Source organism: Salinicola sp. DM10 (genome assembly GCF_017306975.2).
Classification (GTDB): Bacteria; Pseudomonadota; Gammaproteobacteria; order Pseudomonadales; family Halomonadaceae; genus Salinicola.
On sequence record NZ_JAFLEN020000001.1, the window covers coordinates 184,977 to 202,064 of the forward strand.

Below are 17,088 nucleotides of genomic sequence, written 5' to 3' on the forward strand. Positions count from 1 at the left end.
GTCGGCGGCGCGATTCAGTCGCTGCCCACGGCTGCGGCATCGCGCACGTGCACCGGCTGCCCGTTGGCCCAGGTAGCAGCCACGGTGCGGTCGTCACCCAGCATCATCAGCGCGAACAGGCGCTCGGCCAGCGTCGTGGCACCGCTCAGGCGGCGCGACAGCAGCGGCGTGGCGTCCGGGTCGAGTACCACGATATCGGCCTCGTAGCCGGGCTGCAGGCTGCCGATCTTGTCCGCCAGATGCAGCGCGCGGGCGTTGCCCAGCGTCAGCCGATAGAACCCCTGCCAGCCGGTCAGCGGCTGGCCCAGCAGTGCTCCCACCTGATACGCCCCCTGCAGCGTGCCGAAACCCGACAGCGAGGTGCCGGCGCCGACGTCGCTGGCCAGCGAGGTGGCCAGCCCGGCGTCGCGGCAGGCCAGGCGGTCCATCAGCCCGCTGCCGAGGAACAGATTCGAGGTCGGGCAGAAGGCGATGTTGGCACCCGGGTCGGCCAGACGGCGGCGCTGCCCGTCATCCAGATGGATACCGTGGGCGAAGGTACTGCGCGGGCCCACCAGGCCGTAGTGTTCGTAGACCTCGAGATAATCGCGCCGCTCCGGGAAGAGTTCGGCGACCCAGGCGATCTCGCCGCGGTTCTCCGACAGATGGGTCTGCAGGTAGAGATCCGGCGCGCTGCGCAGTACCCCGCCCACGGCGTCGAGCTGCTCGCGGGTGGAGGTCGGGGCGAAGCGCGGCGTCAGGGTGTAGGCGAGACGGTCGCGGCCGTGCCAGTCGGCGATCAGCCGTTCGCTGTCGCGCACGCCGCCGAGGGTATCGTCGGTGAGCGCTGCGGGGGCGTTGCGGTCCATCAGGACCTTGCCGGCGAGCATGCGCAGCCGACGCCGCTGGGCGGCGCCGAAGAAGCTATCGACCGAGACCGGATGCGACGAGCAGAACACCTGAGCGGTGGTGGTGCCGGCGCGCAGCAGCTCGTCGAGGAAGCGCTCCGCGGATTGCCGGGCGTGCTCGGCGTCGGCGAAGCGGCACTCGGCGGGGAAGGTGTAGTCGTTGAGCCAGTCGAGCAGTTGGTGGCCGTAGGAGGCCATGATATCGAGCTGCACATAGTGGACATGGCTATCGATGAAGCCTGGCATCATCAGCTTGCCGCGGTAGTCGACCACCTCGATCTCCGGCGGCAGCCGGGCGGCCAGGGCGGCGTAGTCGTCGACGGCGTGGATATGCCCGTCGACGATCCAGATCGCGCCATCCTCGAGATAGCGCGTGGTGTCGGGCAGCGGGGTGTTGTCCTCGCCGGGATCGTCGAGGCAGGTGAACAGGGCGCCGCGGAGCAGTCGGTGCGATTGGGTCATGATGGCAAGGTCATCGTCAGCGGGCAGAGGGGAAGGCATCCCGCAGCGTGGCCGCAGGAATGCCGCGATGGTGATCGTCGTCCGCCTCGGCGGGCGGCGTGGAGAGCGCCAGCAGCTCGGCGGCGACGCTGATGGCGATCTCCTGGGGGCGCTTGGCGGCGCTGGCGGCGAGGCCGATGGGGCAGCGCACCCGCGCCAGATCGGCCTCGCCGAGCCCGGCCCGCCCCAGCGCCGCGCGAAAGCTCGACCACTTGCTGGCCGAGCCGATCAGCCCCAGCGAGGCGAGATCGGCACGCGGCGCCAGGGCAGCCACCAGCCGGCGGTCGAGGGCGTGGTCGTGGGTCATGATCAGCACGTGGCCGTCTCCGACCAGCTCCGCCAGCGCGGCGTCCGAAGCGTCGGCATCGACCGTGTGACAGTGCACGCGGGGGCCGCCGGCGGCACCCTCGAACGCCGTGGCACGGCTGTCGAACCAGTCGATCCGCCACGGCAGCGGTGCCAGTAGAGCGACCAGCGCCTGGCCCACGTGGCCGGCGCCGAACAGGCTCAGATGCTGCTCGGCGCCGGGGAAGTGCTCGATCAGCACCTGCACGCAGCCGCCGCAGCACTGGCCCGAGCGGGCGCCGAGCACGAAGGTCTCCAGATGCGTCTGCGGCGTGGCGGACGGTGTCGCTAGTGCTTCCCGCGCCAGTGCGATCACCTGCTGCTCGAAGTGGCCGCCGCCCAGGGTATCGATCACCTGCCCCGGCGTGATGACCAGTTTGGCTCCGGGCTCCCGCGGGGTCGAGCCGCTGGCGGCGACGATGCTCGCCAGCACGTGGGCCTCGCCCGCCTGCTGCAGGCGATGCAGTGCCGCATGCCAGGGCTCCGGTGCCCACCCGTTCTTGGCCTTGTCGGGGGTGGGTATCATGGCTCGTCTCGCCGGCGCAGGGCCTCGGCCGCCAGCAGCACGCGCTCGGGGGTGGCCGGCGTATCCAGGTCGGGGCTCTCGCGGTAGTCGACCAGGCTGGCCAAGGCGTCGCGCAGCGCCGACCACACCGAGATCGCCAGCATGAACGGCGGCTCGCCCACTGCCTTGGAACGATAGAGGCTGGCCTGGGAGTTGGGGTGGCCCTCCAGCAGCTCGACGTTGAACACCGGTGGCAGGTCGCCGAAGGTGGGAATCTTGTAGGTCGCCGGACCGTCGCTGAGCAGGCGGCCCTCGGCGTTCCACTTCAGCTCCTCGCTGGTCAGCCAGCCCATCCCCTGGATGAACCCGCCCTCCACCTGGCCGCGGTCGATAGCCGGATTGAGCGAGTCGCCGACGTCGTGGAGCACGTCGACGCGCTCGACCCGGTACTCGCCGCTCAGGGTGTCCACGCGCACCTCGCTCACCGCGGCGCCGTAGGCGAAGTAGTAGAACGGGCGCCCCTGGCCGCTGTCGCGGTCGTAGTGGATCAGCGGCGTGGCGTAGAAGCCGGTGGCCGAGAGCGAGACCCGGGCCAGATAGGCGGCCTGGATCAGCTCGCCCCAGGCGACCCGATGGCCGGCATCGCCGTCACCGGCGACCAGCGCGCCCGCCTGCAGTGCCAGCCCCTCGCGGTCCCACTGGAAGTGCTCGGCGGCGAAGTCGAGCAGCCGCCGGCGTATCTGAATCGCTGCATCGCGCGCCGCCATGCCGTTGAGATCGGCGCCGCTGGAGGCTGCGGTGGGCGAGGTGTTGGGCACCTTGTCGGTGCGGGTGGCGCTGATCCGCACCGCCGCCAGATCGAGCCCCAGCTCCCGTGCCACCACCTGGCAGATCTTGGTATGCAGGCCCTGACCCATCTCGGTGCCGCCGTGATTGATCATCACGCTGCCGTCGGTATAGACGTGGAGCAGGGCGCCGGCCTGGTTGAGGTGCTTGGCGGTGAAGGAGATACCGAATTTGACCGGGGTCAGCGCCAGGCCACGCTTGACCACCGAGCTCTGGCGGTTGAACGCGGTGATCGCCTCGCGGCGCTGCCAGTAGTCGCTGCTCTGGGTCAGGCGTTCGACGATGTGGTGCAGCAGCGGGTGCTGGTCGACGCGCTGGCCATAGTGGGTGGTCTCGCGGCCTGGGCGGTAGAGATTGCGCTGGCGGATGGTCAGCGGGTCCTCGCCGCGATGGCGAGCGATATCGTCCATGGCCCGCTCGATGATCATCATCCCCTGGGGGCCACCGAAGCCGCGAAAAGCCGTGTTGGAGGCAGTGTGGGTGCGCGCGCGATGCCCGGTGACGCGTGCCGCACCCAGCGAGTAGGCGTTGTCGGCGTGGAACATGGCGCGGTCGACCACCGCCTCGGAGAGATCCGGTGAGTGGCCGCAGTCGCCGATCAGCTCGATGTCGCCGCCGAGGATCACGCCGTCGTCGTCGATACCCAGGCGGTAGCGGTTGTGGAACGGATGGCGCTTGCCGGTGGCACGGGTGTCCTCCACCCGGGGCAGGCGCAGGCGCACCGCGCGCCCGCTGCGCCGGGCGAGCAGCGCCGCCATGCAGGCCCAGGGTGCGGCCTGGGTCTCCTTGCCGCCGAAGCCGCCGCCCATGCGCCGGTTCTCCACCGTCACTGCATGGAACGGGATATCGAGCACCTCGGCGACCAGCTTCTGGGTTTCGCTGGGGTGCTGGTTAGAGGTGTGGACGGTCACGCCCTCGTCTTCGCTGGGGATGACCAGGCACGCCTGCCCCTCGAGATAGAAGTGCTCCTGACCACCGACGAACTGACGCGCTTCCAGCACGTGGGGCGCCTGCGCCAGTGCCTGGTCCCAGTCGCCGCCGACCTGGCGGTGGGAGGGGCGCACGAACTCACCGGCCGCGGCGGCGGCGACCGCATCGAAGCGTGGCGTCAGCGCTTCGATCTCGACCACGGCGGCGCGCACCGCACGGCGTGCCGCGGCATAGCTGGTGGCTGCCACCGCGAACAGCGGCTGGCCGACATAGCTCACACTGGTCTCGGCGAACAGCGGGTCGCCGGGAAAGACCGGGCCGATATCACGGTGTCCGGGAATGTCGCCGGCGCTGATGACGTCGACCACCCCGGGGCTTTTGGCCACGGCGTCGAGATCGAGCCGGAGCAGGCGGCCGTGGGCGACTTCGCTCAAGCCGACCATGGCATGCAGCGCTCCCGCCGGCGCGGGGAGGTCATCGATATAGTGGGCGCGTCCGGTGACATGCTTGACCGCACTTTCGTGGCGTGCGGCCTGCGGCTGGCGTGACGCGTCGTGGGTGGGTGCGATGGCTTCCCGCGCCAGCGGCTCGTCGCCCTGCACCGGGGCTTCGGCGGCGGGCGCCTGCGGGCGCGTCTCGGCGCTGGAGTGACTGGCCTGCAGACGTTTAGTGAGCGTACGCATCGAGCGCCACCTCCTGAGTATCGTCGCGGCTCGGGTCGAGGATCAGCGCCCAGCGCTCGAGCAGGTTGGTGGCGGCGGTCAGGCGATAGTCGGCGGAGCCGCGCACGTCGTCCAGCGGCGTCAGCGCCGCACGCAGGGCCCGCTTGGCGTCGGCGAAGGTCGCCGCCGTGGCCGGCTGGCCTTCGAGTGCAGCCTCCACCGTGGGCACCCGCAGCGGGGTCGCCGCCATGCCGCCGAAGGCCACGCGCACGTCGTGCAGCCGCGCTCCGGTGTGACGCCAATGGAAGGCGCCGAGCAGGGTCGAGATGTCGTCCTCACGGCGCTTGGAAAGTTTCCATACCCGCAGCTGTGCGTCGTCCTCGGGTCGCGGCAGCCAGATGGCCACGATGCACTCGCCCGGGCGCAGGGCGGTCTTGCGGTAGTCGAGGAAGAACGCCGAGAGCGGCAGTTCGCGTTCGCCCTCGGGGCCTGCCAGTCTCAGCCGCGCCTCGAGTGCCAGCAGTACCGGCGGGGTGTCGCCGATGGGCGAGGCGTTGGCGATATTGCCGCCGACCGTGGCGCGATGGCGAATCTGCGCCGAGCCGAGGCGTTCGAGCAGATGGGCGAAGGCTGGGTAGTGGGTCTGCAGCAGTGGCTCCCACTCGCGGTAGGTGACCGCTGCACCGATCCACCACCCCTTGTCCTCTGCCTCGATGCGGCGCAGCTCGGCGACCTGACTGAGATCGATCACCTCGGGCCACTGTTCGAGCCGTTGGGTGACGCCGAGCCACAGATCGGTGGCGCCGGCCACCAGCGGCGCCTGCGGATGTTCGCGGCGCAGTTGCTTAAGCTCGGCGAGATTCTGCGGCGTGTGGTAGTGCGTGGCGCGGCTGGCGCGACCGAGCGCGCGCCACGCCGTCTCGAGCTCCGGGTCGTCAGTCCAGCTCGGCCGGCTGTCCGGCTGCGTGGCCATGGCATGGGCGGCATCGCGGATCGGGCGGTAGCCGGTGCAGCGGCAAAGATTGCCGCCCAGCGCGGCTTCCAGCGCCTGGGGCGCGAGCGGGGCGGCAGGCGTCTGGCGGCGCGACTCGTGCAGGGCGAACAGCGACATTACGATGCCGGGGGTACAGAAACCGCACTGACTGGCATGGCACTCGACCATGGCGGCCTGGGCCGGATGCAACGCCTCTCCCCGCGCCAACCCCTCCACCGTGACCAGATGGCAGCCCTGAAGCTGATGCGCCGGGGTAATGCAGGCGTTGGCGGTACGCCACGCCGCCGGCGAGTCGGGGTCGGAGATCGCCACGGTACAGGCGCCGCAGTCGCCGGAGGCGCAGCCCTCCTTGGTGCCGCAGTGGCCCAGCGTCTCGCGCAGCAACGCCAGCACGCTGGTAGCGGGGGCTGCCTCCACGCACTGGCGTCGGCCGTTGAGGAAGAATTCGATCATCGCTCACCCCTGGTGGTGTTGTCGTTGTCGTTGTATTGGACGTCAGGCGGCCAAGCCGGCGGGAAGACCGAGCGGTGCGTGACGAGAGTCGGTAAAAACTGACCGATCGGTCAAGTCGCTACAGGTTCTCCGATCGTACGCCCCTAGGCAAGAGGGTTCGGGTAAGATTGCGCGTGGACCTTCGACGATTCAAGGAGAGCGCGTGAGTGATTCGATTGCAGCGGAACCGACGGTTCGCGAGCGCAACGAACGGCGGATCTTCGACGCCGCGGAGCTGGTCTTCGCGCGCCACGGCTATCGTGGGGCCAGCATCCAGGCGATCGCCGCCGCCGCCGAGCTGCCCAAGTCCAATGTGCTCTATTACGTGGGCAGTAAACGCAGGCTCTACGTGGCACTGCTGGAACGCACCATGGCGCGCTGGAACACCGCCCTCAGCGATATCAGCGAAGACGATGATCCGGCCACGGTGATCGAGACGTTCATCCGCAGCAAGATGGCGCTGAGCCAGACGCACCCGCTCAGCTCGCGGCTGTTTGCCAATGAAATACTGCAGGGAGCGCCATTTCTGCAGGAGACCCTTGCCGGCAGCATGCGCGAGTGGGTCGAGTCGCGTGCAGCGATCTTCCGGCGCTGGGCCGAGCAGGGGCGCATGGATCCGGTGGACCCGGTCTGGCTGATCTTCCTGATCTGGTCGGCGACCCAGCACTATGCTGATTTCGAGGCGCAGGTGCTTGGTATCACCGGGCAGGCCGGTCTGGCGGACGCCGATTTCGCCGCCGCCACCGACTGTCTATGTCAGGTCATTCTAAAGGGGTGTGGGCTGACGCGTGGGTGAAAGACCAGAGGGATAAAAACCAGAGGTGTAAAAAGGGGTGCAACAACGACATTGGGGAAGTCAAGCAAGGCCGCGAAGGGGAAACGACGGGAACAAGACGATGAGGCATCGAAAAACGATACGACGGAAGCGAGTCCCTTCGCACTCGACCTCCTGTCGAGTCTCGACCTTGAGCGCCGGCAAGCTCCTTTTGCTCTGGATCGATCCCTGGGCTCTCCCTGGCGCGATCCCTGCCAAAACGCTGCGTCCCTGAGCGGGTTCCTTGGGTGGCATCCTGCCACGGCCATTCTAGCCGAGCGATGAGTCCGTTCGCTAATGACTTTTTCGTTTAAAATCCAATAATTACAAAAAGAAACAGTGCTCGGTAAACGCTTTCTCCGGGCGCCGGGAAGCCGTTGTTTCGGTTAAAGAAAATTCTGCCAACAGTTCTCGTGAGGGGCGCCGTATGGTCCTTGCGCCGCTCACTTCGTGCGGCTCCCCTCGTTTGGTTCTATTCAAACGGTCTGCGCGTGCGGTCCCGGTGACGATCGGCCATTGGGGCGATTCATACCGGCGCTTCGAAGGCGACACTGCGAATCAGCGCGATCACCTCCCGCCCCGGTGTCAGCTGCATCTCGTCGCAAGCCTGCCGGGTCAGGCGCGCGCGCAGCGACTGCTCGCCGACCGTCAGGCGTAGCTCCTGGGCGCTGGGATCGTGGGTCGAAGGGGCGGTGTCGACGATACGTGCGGCGAGGCCGTTGCGATAGCTGGTATCTGCTGGCATCGCCAGGGCGATGGCGACGTCGCGCACGCCGATGCGCAGACGTACCTCACCGCCGAGCGGCTGGTCGATACGCGGCACGCGCAGTGTCTGGCCATCGGCCAGGGTGATCCGGGTCAGCGCGTAGTGTGCATCCTGGGCAGTGATGTTGCCGCACAGGCGTGAGGCGGCGTCGAAGCCGCCCAGGCGACCACCGAGGTCGAGCCGCTGCAGCAGCGCATCGAGCGAGCCGTGCGCCACCAGGCGCCCGCTGTCGATCAGCGCCAGATGGTCGGCGATGGCGGTGATCTCCTGGGTGTCGTGGCTGACATAGAGCACGGGAATGTCGATCTCTCGGGTCAAGCGCATCAGATAGCGCAGCAGCTCCTGCTTGCGCTCGCCATCGAGGCCGGTGAGCGGCTCGTCCAGCAGCAGCAGGCGCGGCTGGGTCAGCAGCGCACGGCCGATGGCGACGCGTCGGGCTTCGCCGCCGGAGAGCGTGCCCGGTAGGCGCTCGAGCAGCGGCTCGATACCCAGTAGCGCGACCAGATCGTCGAAGCGCCCACGGCCTGCCCGCGGCATGCCGTAAGTGAGGTTGCCGCGCACTCGGTAGTGGGGGAACAGGCGCGGCTCCTGGAACACCACGCCGAGTCGACGGCGATGCACCGGCACCGCGATGCCGCGCTGGCAGTGGGTCAGCCACCGCTGATCCAGGCGCACATGCCCGGCGTCCGGGCGGTCGAGGCCGGCGATCAGACGCAGCAGGCTGGTCTTGCCGCTGCCGGATTCCCCGAACAGCGCGGTGACCCCGCTCGCTGCCACCTCCAGCTTCATCTCCAGGGTGAAATCGCCGAGGCGCTTGCGCAGGTCGAGCGAGAGCGCATTGCGGGAGGTCATCGGTCACGCTCCTGCAGGCGCCGCCGGGCGCGGCGAGCGAGCCACTCGGAGGCGATCAGCGAGAGCATCGCGATGGCAATGGAGATCGCGCACAGTCGCGCGGCGGCGGCCTCCTTGCCGGGGGTCTGGATCAGCGTGTAGAGCGCCAGCGGCAGGGTGCGGGTCTCGCCGGGAATGTTCGAGGCGAAGGTGATGGTGGCGCCGAACTCCGACAGTGCGCGGGCGAAGGCCAGCACGCTGCCGGTGAGCAGGCCGGGTAGGGCGAGCGGCAGGGTGATGGTGAACAGCACCCGCCAGCGTCCGGCACCGAGGGTCGCCGCGGCGGCCTCGAGCTTGGGGTCGACCGCTTCCAGCGACAGCCGTACCGCGCGCACCAGCAGGGGAAAGGCCATGACCCCGCCGGCCACGGCGGCACCCTGCCAGGTGAACGGCAGGGTGATGCCGAGACTCGCCTGCAACCAGTGCCCGAGCCAGCCCTGGCGGCCCAGCGTCAGCAGCAGCAGATAGCCCACCACCACCGGTGGCAACACCAGCGGCAAGTGGATGACACCATCCAGCAGTGACTTGCCACGGAAGTCGTGCCGCGCCAGCAGCCAGGCCAGCGCGATCCCGGGGATCAGGGTCCAGCCCACCGCGCTGCCAGCGATCTTGAGGCTCAGCGCCAGCGCCTGCCATTCGGCGTCCGAAAGCACCCGGTTCAGTCGCCGGTGAGCGGGGTGAAGCCGTACTGGCTGAAGATCTGGCGCGCCGCGTCACCGGCCAGCCACTGGCGCAGCGCCTCGGTGGCGGCGCTGGGCGATGGCGTGACCACCGCCATGGGATAGGTGATCGGCGTATGGCTGGCGTCGGGAAAGACGCCGATCTGACGCACGCCGTCGCTGGCCTTGGCATCCGTCTGGTAGACGATCCCCAGCGGCGCTTCGCCGCGCTCGACCAGGGCCATGGCTGCGCGCACGTTGTCGCCGCTGGCCAGGCGTGCCTGCAGCGCCGGCCACTCGCCCAGGGACTCGAGCGCCTGCTTGGCATAGATACCCGCCGGCACGTGGTCGGTATTGCCCACCGAGAGCCGCTCGTCGGGGCCCAGGCGGGTGGCGATAGCGGTGCCATCGCCGGGGGTGAAGGGCGCGATCTCGCTGTCGCGCGGGGCGATCAGCACCAGTCGGTTGGCGAGCAGATCGATACGCTGGTCGACCGTGGCGCCCTGATCGGCGAGCCAATCCATCCACTGCTCGTTGGCCGAGAGGTAGAGATCCGCCGGGGCGCCGTTGGCGATCTGGCGCGCCAGGGTCGAGGAGGAGGCATAGACCGGCACTACCTCGACATCGTGCGACTGCTCGTAGCGGGCGATGGCGCTGTTCATGGCATCGGTGAGCGAGGCCGCGGCGAACACCTGGATGCGCTCGGCGGCGCTGGCGTTGAGCGGAAGCAGTGTCAACAGCAGGGCGCCGAGGGTGGCGGCGGTGCGCAGCGCGGGCATGGCGTTCTCGCTATGTATGTTTGGAAATAACGGGAATGACTATAGACCAGCCGGGCACGAGCGTCGACTCTACTCGCCGGCAGCGAGTAGGGTCGGCAACCGCTGCCCGCTCAGGACTCGGGGGAGGGAGCGTGCGGCGAGCGCAGCAGTCCACGCAGGGCCGCGCTCTCCGGCGCGGCGTCGAGGCGCTGCAGCAGCGCGTGATAATGGGAGATGAGCTCGCGGGCCAAGGGGGTCAGGGTGGCGCCGCCGCGCTGGCTGCCACCGGAGCTGGTGTCGACCAGCGCGGCGTCGAAGTGACGGCTCATGGTCTCCAGCAGCTGCCACGCCTTCTTGTAGCTCAGACGCATCTCGCGGCAGGCGGCGGCGATCGAGCCGTGGCGCTCGATCGCCTCGAGCAGCGCGATCTTGCCCGGGCCGAGCACGATGTCGCGCTCGGCGACCAGACGCAGCTGGAGCTGGGGACGGGGATGATGGGTGCGGGTCATCGAGGTCAAGCCGTGGCTGGGGAGCGAGGACCTACCATAGCACTCGGCTCCGGCCAGACCAGAGCCGAACCAGGCGAGCGCAGCGTCTGGCGCTGCGCTCGCGATCGAGTTCAGGCGGTGCTAGCGACACTCGCGGGGCTCGACAGCCGCCAGCGCAGCCAGTCGATCACCACGAACAGCACCAGGCTCGCCCCCATCACCGGCAGCGCCAGGCCCAGCGCCAGCGCCACCAGCAACACGCCCAGACGCGGCCCCCAGCCGAGCTGTGCGAACAGTGCGCTCAGAGTCTGCGGCGCGGCGCGCGTGCCGCTGGCCGGACGCCGCTGCCACCACATCCGATAGCCCCAGCAGATCAGCGTTGCCAGACTGCCGGCTACTGCCACCAGCACCAACTGATTGGGCAGGCCGAAGAGCACGCCCATATGCAGGTCGATGCCCCAGCGGGTGAGCTTGGCCGCCAGCGGGAAGGTGGAGAAATCGGTACGGTCGAGTACCGCGAAGCTGTGCGGGTCGAGCGCTACCTGGTCTACCTCGGTGGGCCACTCGCGGCCGATCTCGCGCACTTTCCAGGCGCGATCCGCTGCCGGCGGCGGCTGCAATTCGATCTTGCCCGCCATCAGGCCGGCATGGCGGGCTGCGGCCAGCGCGCGGTCGAAGTCGGCGCCGGTGACGCCCGAAGATGTCATGCCCATGCCGCCCGCAGCGTGGTGATGCTCGGCGTGGGGGTCCGCGGCGGCGGCGTCCTGCCCTTTCAGCGTCGTGGAGACACTTGGCGTACCCCAGCCCCAGGCATGGCGCAGTTCGGCGATATTGCCGCCGGCCCATTTCGACCAGGTGAGCCCGGTGGCGGAGAAGAACACCAGCCCCAGCGCGGCGACGATGCCCAGCGTGGCATGGCGTTGGCGCCGACGCTGCGGGCTGGCCGCCGGGGCGCGGCGGGCGCCACGGCGCTGCCACCACAGCACTACGCCACCCAGCGCCAGCAGCCACAGCCAGGAGGCGGCGAGTTCGCTATAGATGCGCCCGGGCTGCCCCAGCAGCAGGCTGCGGTGGAACTGACTGATAGTGGTGCGCAGCGGTAGCGAGCCGCTGGTGCCGTAGGCGGGCATGTCGCCACGCACCGCCAGTGTCACCGGGTCGATGAACAGCGCGCGTTGCTGGAATTCCCCTACGCTGGGGTCATCGAACATCACCCGGGTGGTCTGGCCCGCGGCGGGCGCCGGGCGCACCGCGGCAGGGGCTTGGCTGATGCCAGCCGCGGCCTGGGCGGCTGTGATCTGGCGCGCTAGCGGCTGCGCCTCACCCTTGCTCTGGGTGGTCAAGGCGTCGTGGTAGACCCACTGTTCGAGCTGCGGGGTCAGGGCGTAGGCGATGCCCGAAAGGGCTGCGATCAGCAGAAAGGGTCCCACGAAGAGACCGACGTAGAAGTGCAGCCGCGTGATCATCGCGAGCAGCAGTTGACGAGTGCGGCGGCGCTCGGCCGCTGCCATGGGGGTAGACATGGATATCTCCGAATTGGCGACGTCGGCAGCGCAGCATTGGCGTGCCGACAGAGCCCGACGCAATGCGACGGCGGGCGCTGGAAGTCAGCTCAAGACGAAGGCGCCGGGTGGCGCGCGGGGAGAAAAACGGGCGTGCGGGTCGGGCGGCGCCGCCAGCGGCGTGGGCGCTGAGACGCTGGGGGCGGCGGGCGACACGATGGGCGGCGGTATCACCGCGGGCGTGGCAATACCCGGGGCGTGCAAGAACAGCTCGCAGTAGCCGCAGGCCGCCAAGTGCCAGTGGTCGCTGGCACTGAAGCGCGATTCGGCGCGCATCCCGTGGCCGCCGCTCATGGCGGCGGAGGGCGCGGCAGCGTGATGCGTCGGCGCCTGCAGCGCGTGCAGCGGCATGCCGCCGTGGGCGGGCATCTCCATCAGGCGCTGTGACTGGCTCACCAGCGGACCGACGAACGCCATCAGCATGGCGAATAGCGCCAGCCAGGTCAGCGGTCGGTAACAGTGGTGCCACAGGCGGGTCATGGCCGGAGTCCGTCGCGTCGTCGACCCGCGACTCTAGCGTGTCCGGGCGGTGGCGCCAATCATCGGCGCCAGGGTGTGTAACTATGTCGCAGGCACGGGCTGCTCAATGCGTCACCATCTGGCCGTCGAGGCGATAGCCGTGCTGGTAGATACTCTGCAGACGTACGCCGTGGCGGCCGTCCAGCTCCAGTTTGCGGCGCAGGCGGCTAACGTGGGTGTCCAGGGTTCGCGTGGAGAGACTGCCGTTCTGCCCCCACACGACTTCGAGCAGATGCGCCCTCGACAGCAGCTCTCCGCTGTGGGCGAAAAACAGGCTGATCAAGCGATATTCCCGTTCGGTCAGGGAGACCGGGCTATCGGATAGCAGTACCTGACGCTGATCCGCATCCAGCGCGTAGGGTCCCAGGCGGTAGCGCTCGCGCTCCCTGTTCTGATCCAGCCGACGCGTCAGGGCGTTGACCCTGGCCACCAGCTCCAACGGCCGCAGCGGCTTGCCCAGGAAGTCGTCGGCACCCAGCTCCAGCGCCTTGACCACCGACGACTCCTCGTCATTGGCGGTGATGAACAGGATCGGCCCCTGCCAGCCATCGTGGGTACGCAGATGACTCAGCACATCCATACCGCTGGCATCGGGGAGATACCAGTCGAGAATGATGAGATCGAACCGCTGGCTCTTCAGCGCGCGCTGGAACTCGCTGGCACGGGCATAGGTGTGCACGTGATGACCGGCGCCCTCCAGGCAGATAGTGATGAATGCCTGCTGATCGGGATCGTCTTCCAGCACGCCGATGTGTATCGATGAACTCATGCGACAACCTGTCCTTGAATGATCGTTATCGTTCTCGATCCAGTCTGCCTTAGCGACATACAAGTTCCCAGTCGAACTGGAGAGTGCGAGAGTGCATTACGCTCACGTTTAAACCTTTATCGGCAAGATGCCGATAAAAGTGTGGGTTTGCCAGAACGATATCGCTACTTGGTCGCCGGCTCCCCCGAATTCTGTCTGACATGCGCCGCCATGGGCATGGGCTCGATTGACCGCGTACCGGAGATGGCCCCTCGTGTTACACAACTCAGTGATGTCTCGCTGGAAAGACGTGCTGCCGCTGACCCGTCGATTCTCCGCGGTGATCGTGGTCACGCTACTGTTTCTCGTCAGCACGGTCACCACGGCTGGCATCACCTTGTTGCGCCAGCATACTGGCGGGGAGCATTCGCTGGATGATGTGATGTGGGCGGCCCATCAGTTGAACCGTGATAGCTACAGGGTTGCTCTGCAGATAGAGACGTTGTCTTCCGAGCCCGACTGGGTTGCCCTGCAGCGACAGGTCGATAGCCTGGCGCAACAGGTCGCCAAGCTATCGCTTGAGGCGTCGCTCGAGGCGAGCGAATCGGCGTCTTCCGATGCTGCCGGGCGCGGGGACCTGGCACTGGGCCAAGCGGTGGGGTGGCTGAAGGCGGAGCTGGCCTCGCTCGCATCGCTGCCGTTCTCCCGTCGTCTTGCGGCGATACCCGAACTCCGCAGCATGACCGTGCCCATCCTGTGGGCTTCGCAGGCCCTGGCAATGCGTACTCAAGCCCGGGCCGAGTCGCTGCACCGTTCCGAGCACCATCGACTGTCGCTGCTCTATGTCTTCGTGATGGGCCAACTGGTCATGACGCTGCTCTCTGCGGCCTTCCTGGTCCGAGCGCTGTGTCGCGAGGCGAAAGCGTGGAAACGTCAGCTGCGTGAACTCGAGAGCCAACGGGAGGCGTTGAACGAGGCGCGCCAACGCGCGGAGTCCGCCAGCGTCGCCAAATCGGAATTCATGGCCATGATGAGCCATGAAATACGCACGCCGCTCAACGGGATCGTCGGTATGGCGGATTTGCTGGATGCCGAAATAGGCTCGCGTCAGGGAAAGCACCATCTCGCTGCCTTGAAACAGAGTGCGGGCAGCTTGCAGGTCATCATCAACGATATTCTCGACTACTCGAAGCTGGAAGCGGGTACGCTGGTTCTGGACCTTAGCGCCTTCGATCTCGAGGCGTTCGTCGCCCAGGTTCGTGATGCCTATCGTTACGCCGATACCGGCGTGGCGTTCTCGGCCGCACTCGCTGCCGGACTACCCAGACGCGTCATGGGAGACGTGACGCGTCTGCGGCAAGTGGTGGTGAACCTGCTCGACAACGCATTCAAATTCACGCCGTCTGGCCAGGTGACACTGAGCGTGTGTCGAGAGGGCGAGGGCTGGCTGCGGTTCGAGGTGAGTGACACCGGCTGTGGTATCCCGGCGGAGAAGCGAGATCGCCTGTTCGCGCCATTTTCACAAGTCGATAGCTCGATCACCCGGCGGCATGAAGGTACCGGGCTGGGACTGGCGATATGCAAACGCCTGATCAAGGCGATGCAGGGAGAGATCGGCTTCGAGAGCCGGGAGAATGAGGGCAGTCGCTTCTGGTTTCGCCTGCCGCTGATCGAGGTATCGGCCGAGGATGCCGAGGCAGCAGCGCCAAGACCGCATGATTGGGCCTCGATGGCGCTGCAGCGCTGCCATGTGCTGCTGGTCGAAGACAATCCGATCAATCAGCAGGTGGCCAAGGGGTTGATGGAGTCGCTGGGGCTGCGGGTGACGCTGGCCGACAACGGCAGCACGGCACTGTCACTGATGGCCAGCCAACACGACTCGTTCGATCTCGTTCTGATGGATATGCAGATGCCCGTACTGGACGGCGTGGAGACCACGCGACGCTGGCGTGCCGGCGAGCAGGGCCGGCGTCTACCGATCGTGGCGCTGACCGCCAACGTCATGCCCGAAGATCATCAGCGCTGTTTCGACAGCGGTATGCAGGGGGTGATCACCAAACCCTTTACCCGGGTGAGTCTGCAGCGGGAGCTCGCCAAATATCTACCGAACCACGATGCCGGCGGGCCTGGCGAGAGGCCGATGGCCTCCCCCGGGGTCGATGCGCCGGCATTGCCCCCGGCGGTCGATGTACACGCTGGGGATATCTGTGAATCGACATTGCAGGAGCTTTGCGCATCGCTACCGCAGACGGCGGTCGCCTCGCTCTATCGGCAGTTCTTCCAGCGCCTGTCGGCCCGGTTCGATGCCCTGCGCCAGGCGCTCGAGACTCAGGATATCTCGGCCCTGCAGCGCGAGGCGCACGCCTTGAAGGGAGCGGCGGCAGCGCTGGGATGCCAACGGCTTGCCGCCCTGGCGGCGGGCTGTGAGGGCTTGGCCAAGCAGCGTGCCAGCGAGGGACTGCCTGGTGCTGTCATGGCTCTGATCGACAGCGGGGCGCCAGCGCGGGCGGCCGTGCTCGCCCGCCTGGACATCTCGCTTCCCGAGCTCACGGCCTCGGCCGCGCGGGCGTAAACGGGGTGATCAGATGATGGCACCAGTGGATGAAGTCTTCCTCGGCGAGCGGGCGCGCCAGCCAGAACCCTTGTCCCAGATCATAGCCGGCGGACTTGAGCAGTGCGTGTTGCCCGGGGTTTTCTATGCCTTCAGCGACCACGGTCATACCGAGCCGATGCCCTAGATCGAGGATGGAGAGCGCGATCGCCTCGGCGCGTTCATCCTGTTCGAGACGCGAGATGAAGCTACGGTCGACCTTCAACTCATCGAACGTGAGCCGATGGAGTTGCATCAGCGACGAGTAGCCGGTGCCGAAGTCATCGAGTGACAAGCGACAGCCGCGCTGACGCAGTCCGCTGAGAACATGCTTGGCATAGCCCAGACAGCCCAGCGTGGTGGATTCGGTGACTTCGAGAATGAGGTTTCCGGTAGTGACGCCGTAACGTGCCACCAAGCGATCGAATGTCTCGAACAGGTCGGCGGACCGGATCCATGCCGCGGGCACATTGACCGCTAGGCTGAGATGCCAGCCCAGCCGGCGCCAGCGTTGTAGCTGACGGCAGGCGAGACCGAGCACCCGCCAGGTCAGCTCGACCATCATCTCATGGCGTTCTGCCAGGGGAATGATGACATCCGGAGAGATGACGCCACGACTCGGCTCCTGCCAGCGCAGCAGCGCTTCGACGCCGACCACGCGGTTGAGACGCAGATCGAACTTCGGCTGGTAGACCAGAAACAGCTCCTCCTCGGCCAGCGCCCGCGACAGATCCTCCGCGGTGGGCGCACTGGGTCTGCTGGTGGCCGGTATCAACCAACCTTCTAGCTCCGCGATCAGCTTCGACTTGTGCAGAAAGCCGAGCATGTCGAGACCGCGCTGTTTCCCGTAGCGGATGATGCGAGTGGCAATGTCCTGGTGACAGCCACTGATGACGAGAATGCTGGCGCCGATCTTCAGGTCGAAGAGGTACTCCAGAATATCGAGCCCGGTAAACTCACCCAGGGAGAAATCCAGCAGTATCAGGTCTACCTGCAGTCTGTGGGGGGATCTCGCCAGCTCCTCCAGGCCCGTGGCGGTATCCACGCAGTAGCCGCGCTGGACCAGCAATTGCTCACACAGAGAGCGAATGTCGGCGTCGTCATCGACGACCAAGGCGAGTTTGCGCATGC

At 67.5% G+C, this 17,088-nt stretch carries 14 protein-coding genes; 2 read left to right on the plus strand and 12 right to left on the minus strand.

Going from position 1 to position 17,088, the window contains the following annotated elements; genetic code table 11:
- Positions 1-14 precede the first annotated feature (14 nt).
- From guaD to xdhA, 4 genes are read right to left on the minus strand one after another with little or no spacing between them, the layout of a single operon-like run.
- Entirely contained in the window at positions 15-1,349 is a 1,335-nt protein-coding gene (gene guaD / locus J0A90_RS00765) for a guanine deaminase (protein WP_207037229.1), read from the minus strand.
- A 16-nt stretch (positions 1,350-1,365) separates the two neighbouring features.
- Complete coding sequence (xdhC, locus tag J0A90_RS00770) at positions 1,366-2,259, minus strand: xanthine dehydrogenase accessory protein XdhC (RefSeq protein ID WP_207037228.1); 894 nt, start codon at positions 2,257-2,259, stop codon at positions 1,366-1,368.
- Positions 2,256-4,697 (minus strand): xanthine dehydrogenase molybdopterin binding subunit, encoded by a 2,442-nt coding sequence (gene xdhB, locus J0A90_RS00775; RefSeq protein WP_207037227.1) that lies wholly within the window; start codon positions 4,695-4,697, stop codon positions 2,256-2,258. Before xdhB ends, xdhC begins: the two co-directional genes overlap by 4 nt.
- Positions 4,681-6,123 carry a xanthine dehydrogenase small subunit gene (gene xdhA, locus J0A90_RS00780; protein ID WP_207037226.1) on the minus strand — a complete coding sequence of 481 codons (1,443 nt, stop codon included), beginning with the start codon at positions 6,121-6,123 and terminating at the stop codon, positions 4,681-4,683. Before xdhA ends, xdhB begins: the two co-directional genes overlap by 17 nt.
- Before the next feature lie 202 nt (positions 6,124-6,325).
- On the opposite strand from xdhA, the gene J0A90_RS00785 reads away from it, so the two are divergent.
- The gene (locus J0A90_RS00785; RefSeq protein WP_207037225.1) at positions 6,326-6,958 is read left to right on the plus strand and encodes a TetR family transcriptional regulator C-terminal domain-containing protein; all 633 of its coding nucleotides are present in this window, start codon (positions 6,326-6,328) and stop codon (positions 6,956-6,958) included.
- A gap of 544 nt (positions 6,959-7,502) precedes the next feature.
- Here the strand turns inward: J0A90_RS00785 and modC are convergent.
- The 7 genes from modC to J0A90_RS00820 all read right to left on the minus strand — a co-directional run bounded on the left by modC (position 7,503) and on the right by J0A90_RS00820 (position 13,388).
- Positions 7,503-8,594, minus strand: a complete 1,092-nt coding sequence (gene modC / locus J0A90_RS00790; protein WP_207037224.1) for a molybdenum ABC transporter ATP-binding protein — start codon at positions 8,592-8,594, stop codon at positions 7,503-7,505.
- Positions 8,591-9,286: a molybdate ABC transporter permease subunit gene (gene modB / locus J0A90_RS00795; RefSeq protein ID WP_207037223.1), complete on the minus strand. Its 696-nt coding sequence runs from the start codon at positions 9,284-9,286 to the stop codon at positions 8,591-8,593. The genes modC and modB overlap by 4 nt, the downstream gene beginning before the upstream one ends.
- A gap of 5 nt (positions 9,287-9,291) precedes the next feature.
- Positions 9,292-10,071 (minus strand): molybdate ABC transporter substrate-binding protein, encoded by a 780-nt coding sequence (gene modA, locus J0A90_RS00800; RefSeq protein WP_207037222.1) that lies wholly within the window; start codon positions 10,069-10,071, stop codon positions 9,292-9,294.
- 110 nt (positions 10,072-10,181) lie between these two features.
- On the minus strand, positions 10,182-10,559 hold the full coding sequence (locus J0A90_RS00805; RefSeq protein WP_207037221.1) for a winged helix-turn-helix domain-containing protein: 378 nt from the start codon (positions 10,557-10,559) through the stop codon (positions 10,182-10,184).
- 110 nt (positions 10,560-10,669) lie between these two features.
- Positions 10,670-12,061: a PepSY domain-containing protein gene (locus J0A90_RS00810; protein ID WP_233076383.1), complete on the minus strand. Its 1,392-nt coding sequence runs from the start codon at positions 12,059-12,061 to the stop codon at positions 10,670-10,672.
- A gap of 84 nt (positions 12,062-12,145) precedes the next feature.
- A complete protein-coding gene (locus tag J0A90_RS00815) occupies positions 12,146-12,580 on the minus strand; it encodes a DUF2946 domain-containing protein (protein WP_207037220.1) in 435 nt (144 codons plus the stop codon).
- Positions 12,581-12,683: 103 nt separating this feature from the next.
- Positions 12,684-13,388, minus strand: a complete 705-nt coding sequence (locus J0A90_RS00820; protein ID WP_233076384.1) for a response regulator transcription factor — start codon at positions 13,386-13,388, stop codon at positions 12,684-12,686.
- A gap of 319 nt (positions 13,389-13,707) precedes the next feature.
- Between J0A90_RS00820 and J0A90_RS00825 the strand changes: the two genes are divergently transcribed.
- Complete coding sequence (locus J0A90_RS00825) at positions 13,708-15,939, plus strand: ATP-binding protein (RefSeq protein WP_233076385.1); 2,232 nt, start codon at positions 13,708-13,710, stop codon at positions 15,937-15,939.
- Here J0A90_RS00825 and J0A90_RS00830 read toward each other — a convergent pair.
- Positions 15,914-17,086, minus strand: coding sequence for an EAL domain-containing protein (locus tag J0A90_RS00830; protein ID WP_207037218.1), 1,173 nt, complete (start codon positions 17,084-17,086; stop codon positions 15,914-15,916). The genes J0A90_RS00825 and J0A90_RS00830 overlap by 26 nt on opposite strands.
- Positions 17,087-17,088: the final 2 nt, after the last annotated feature.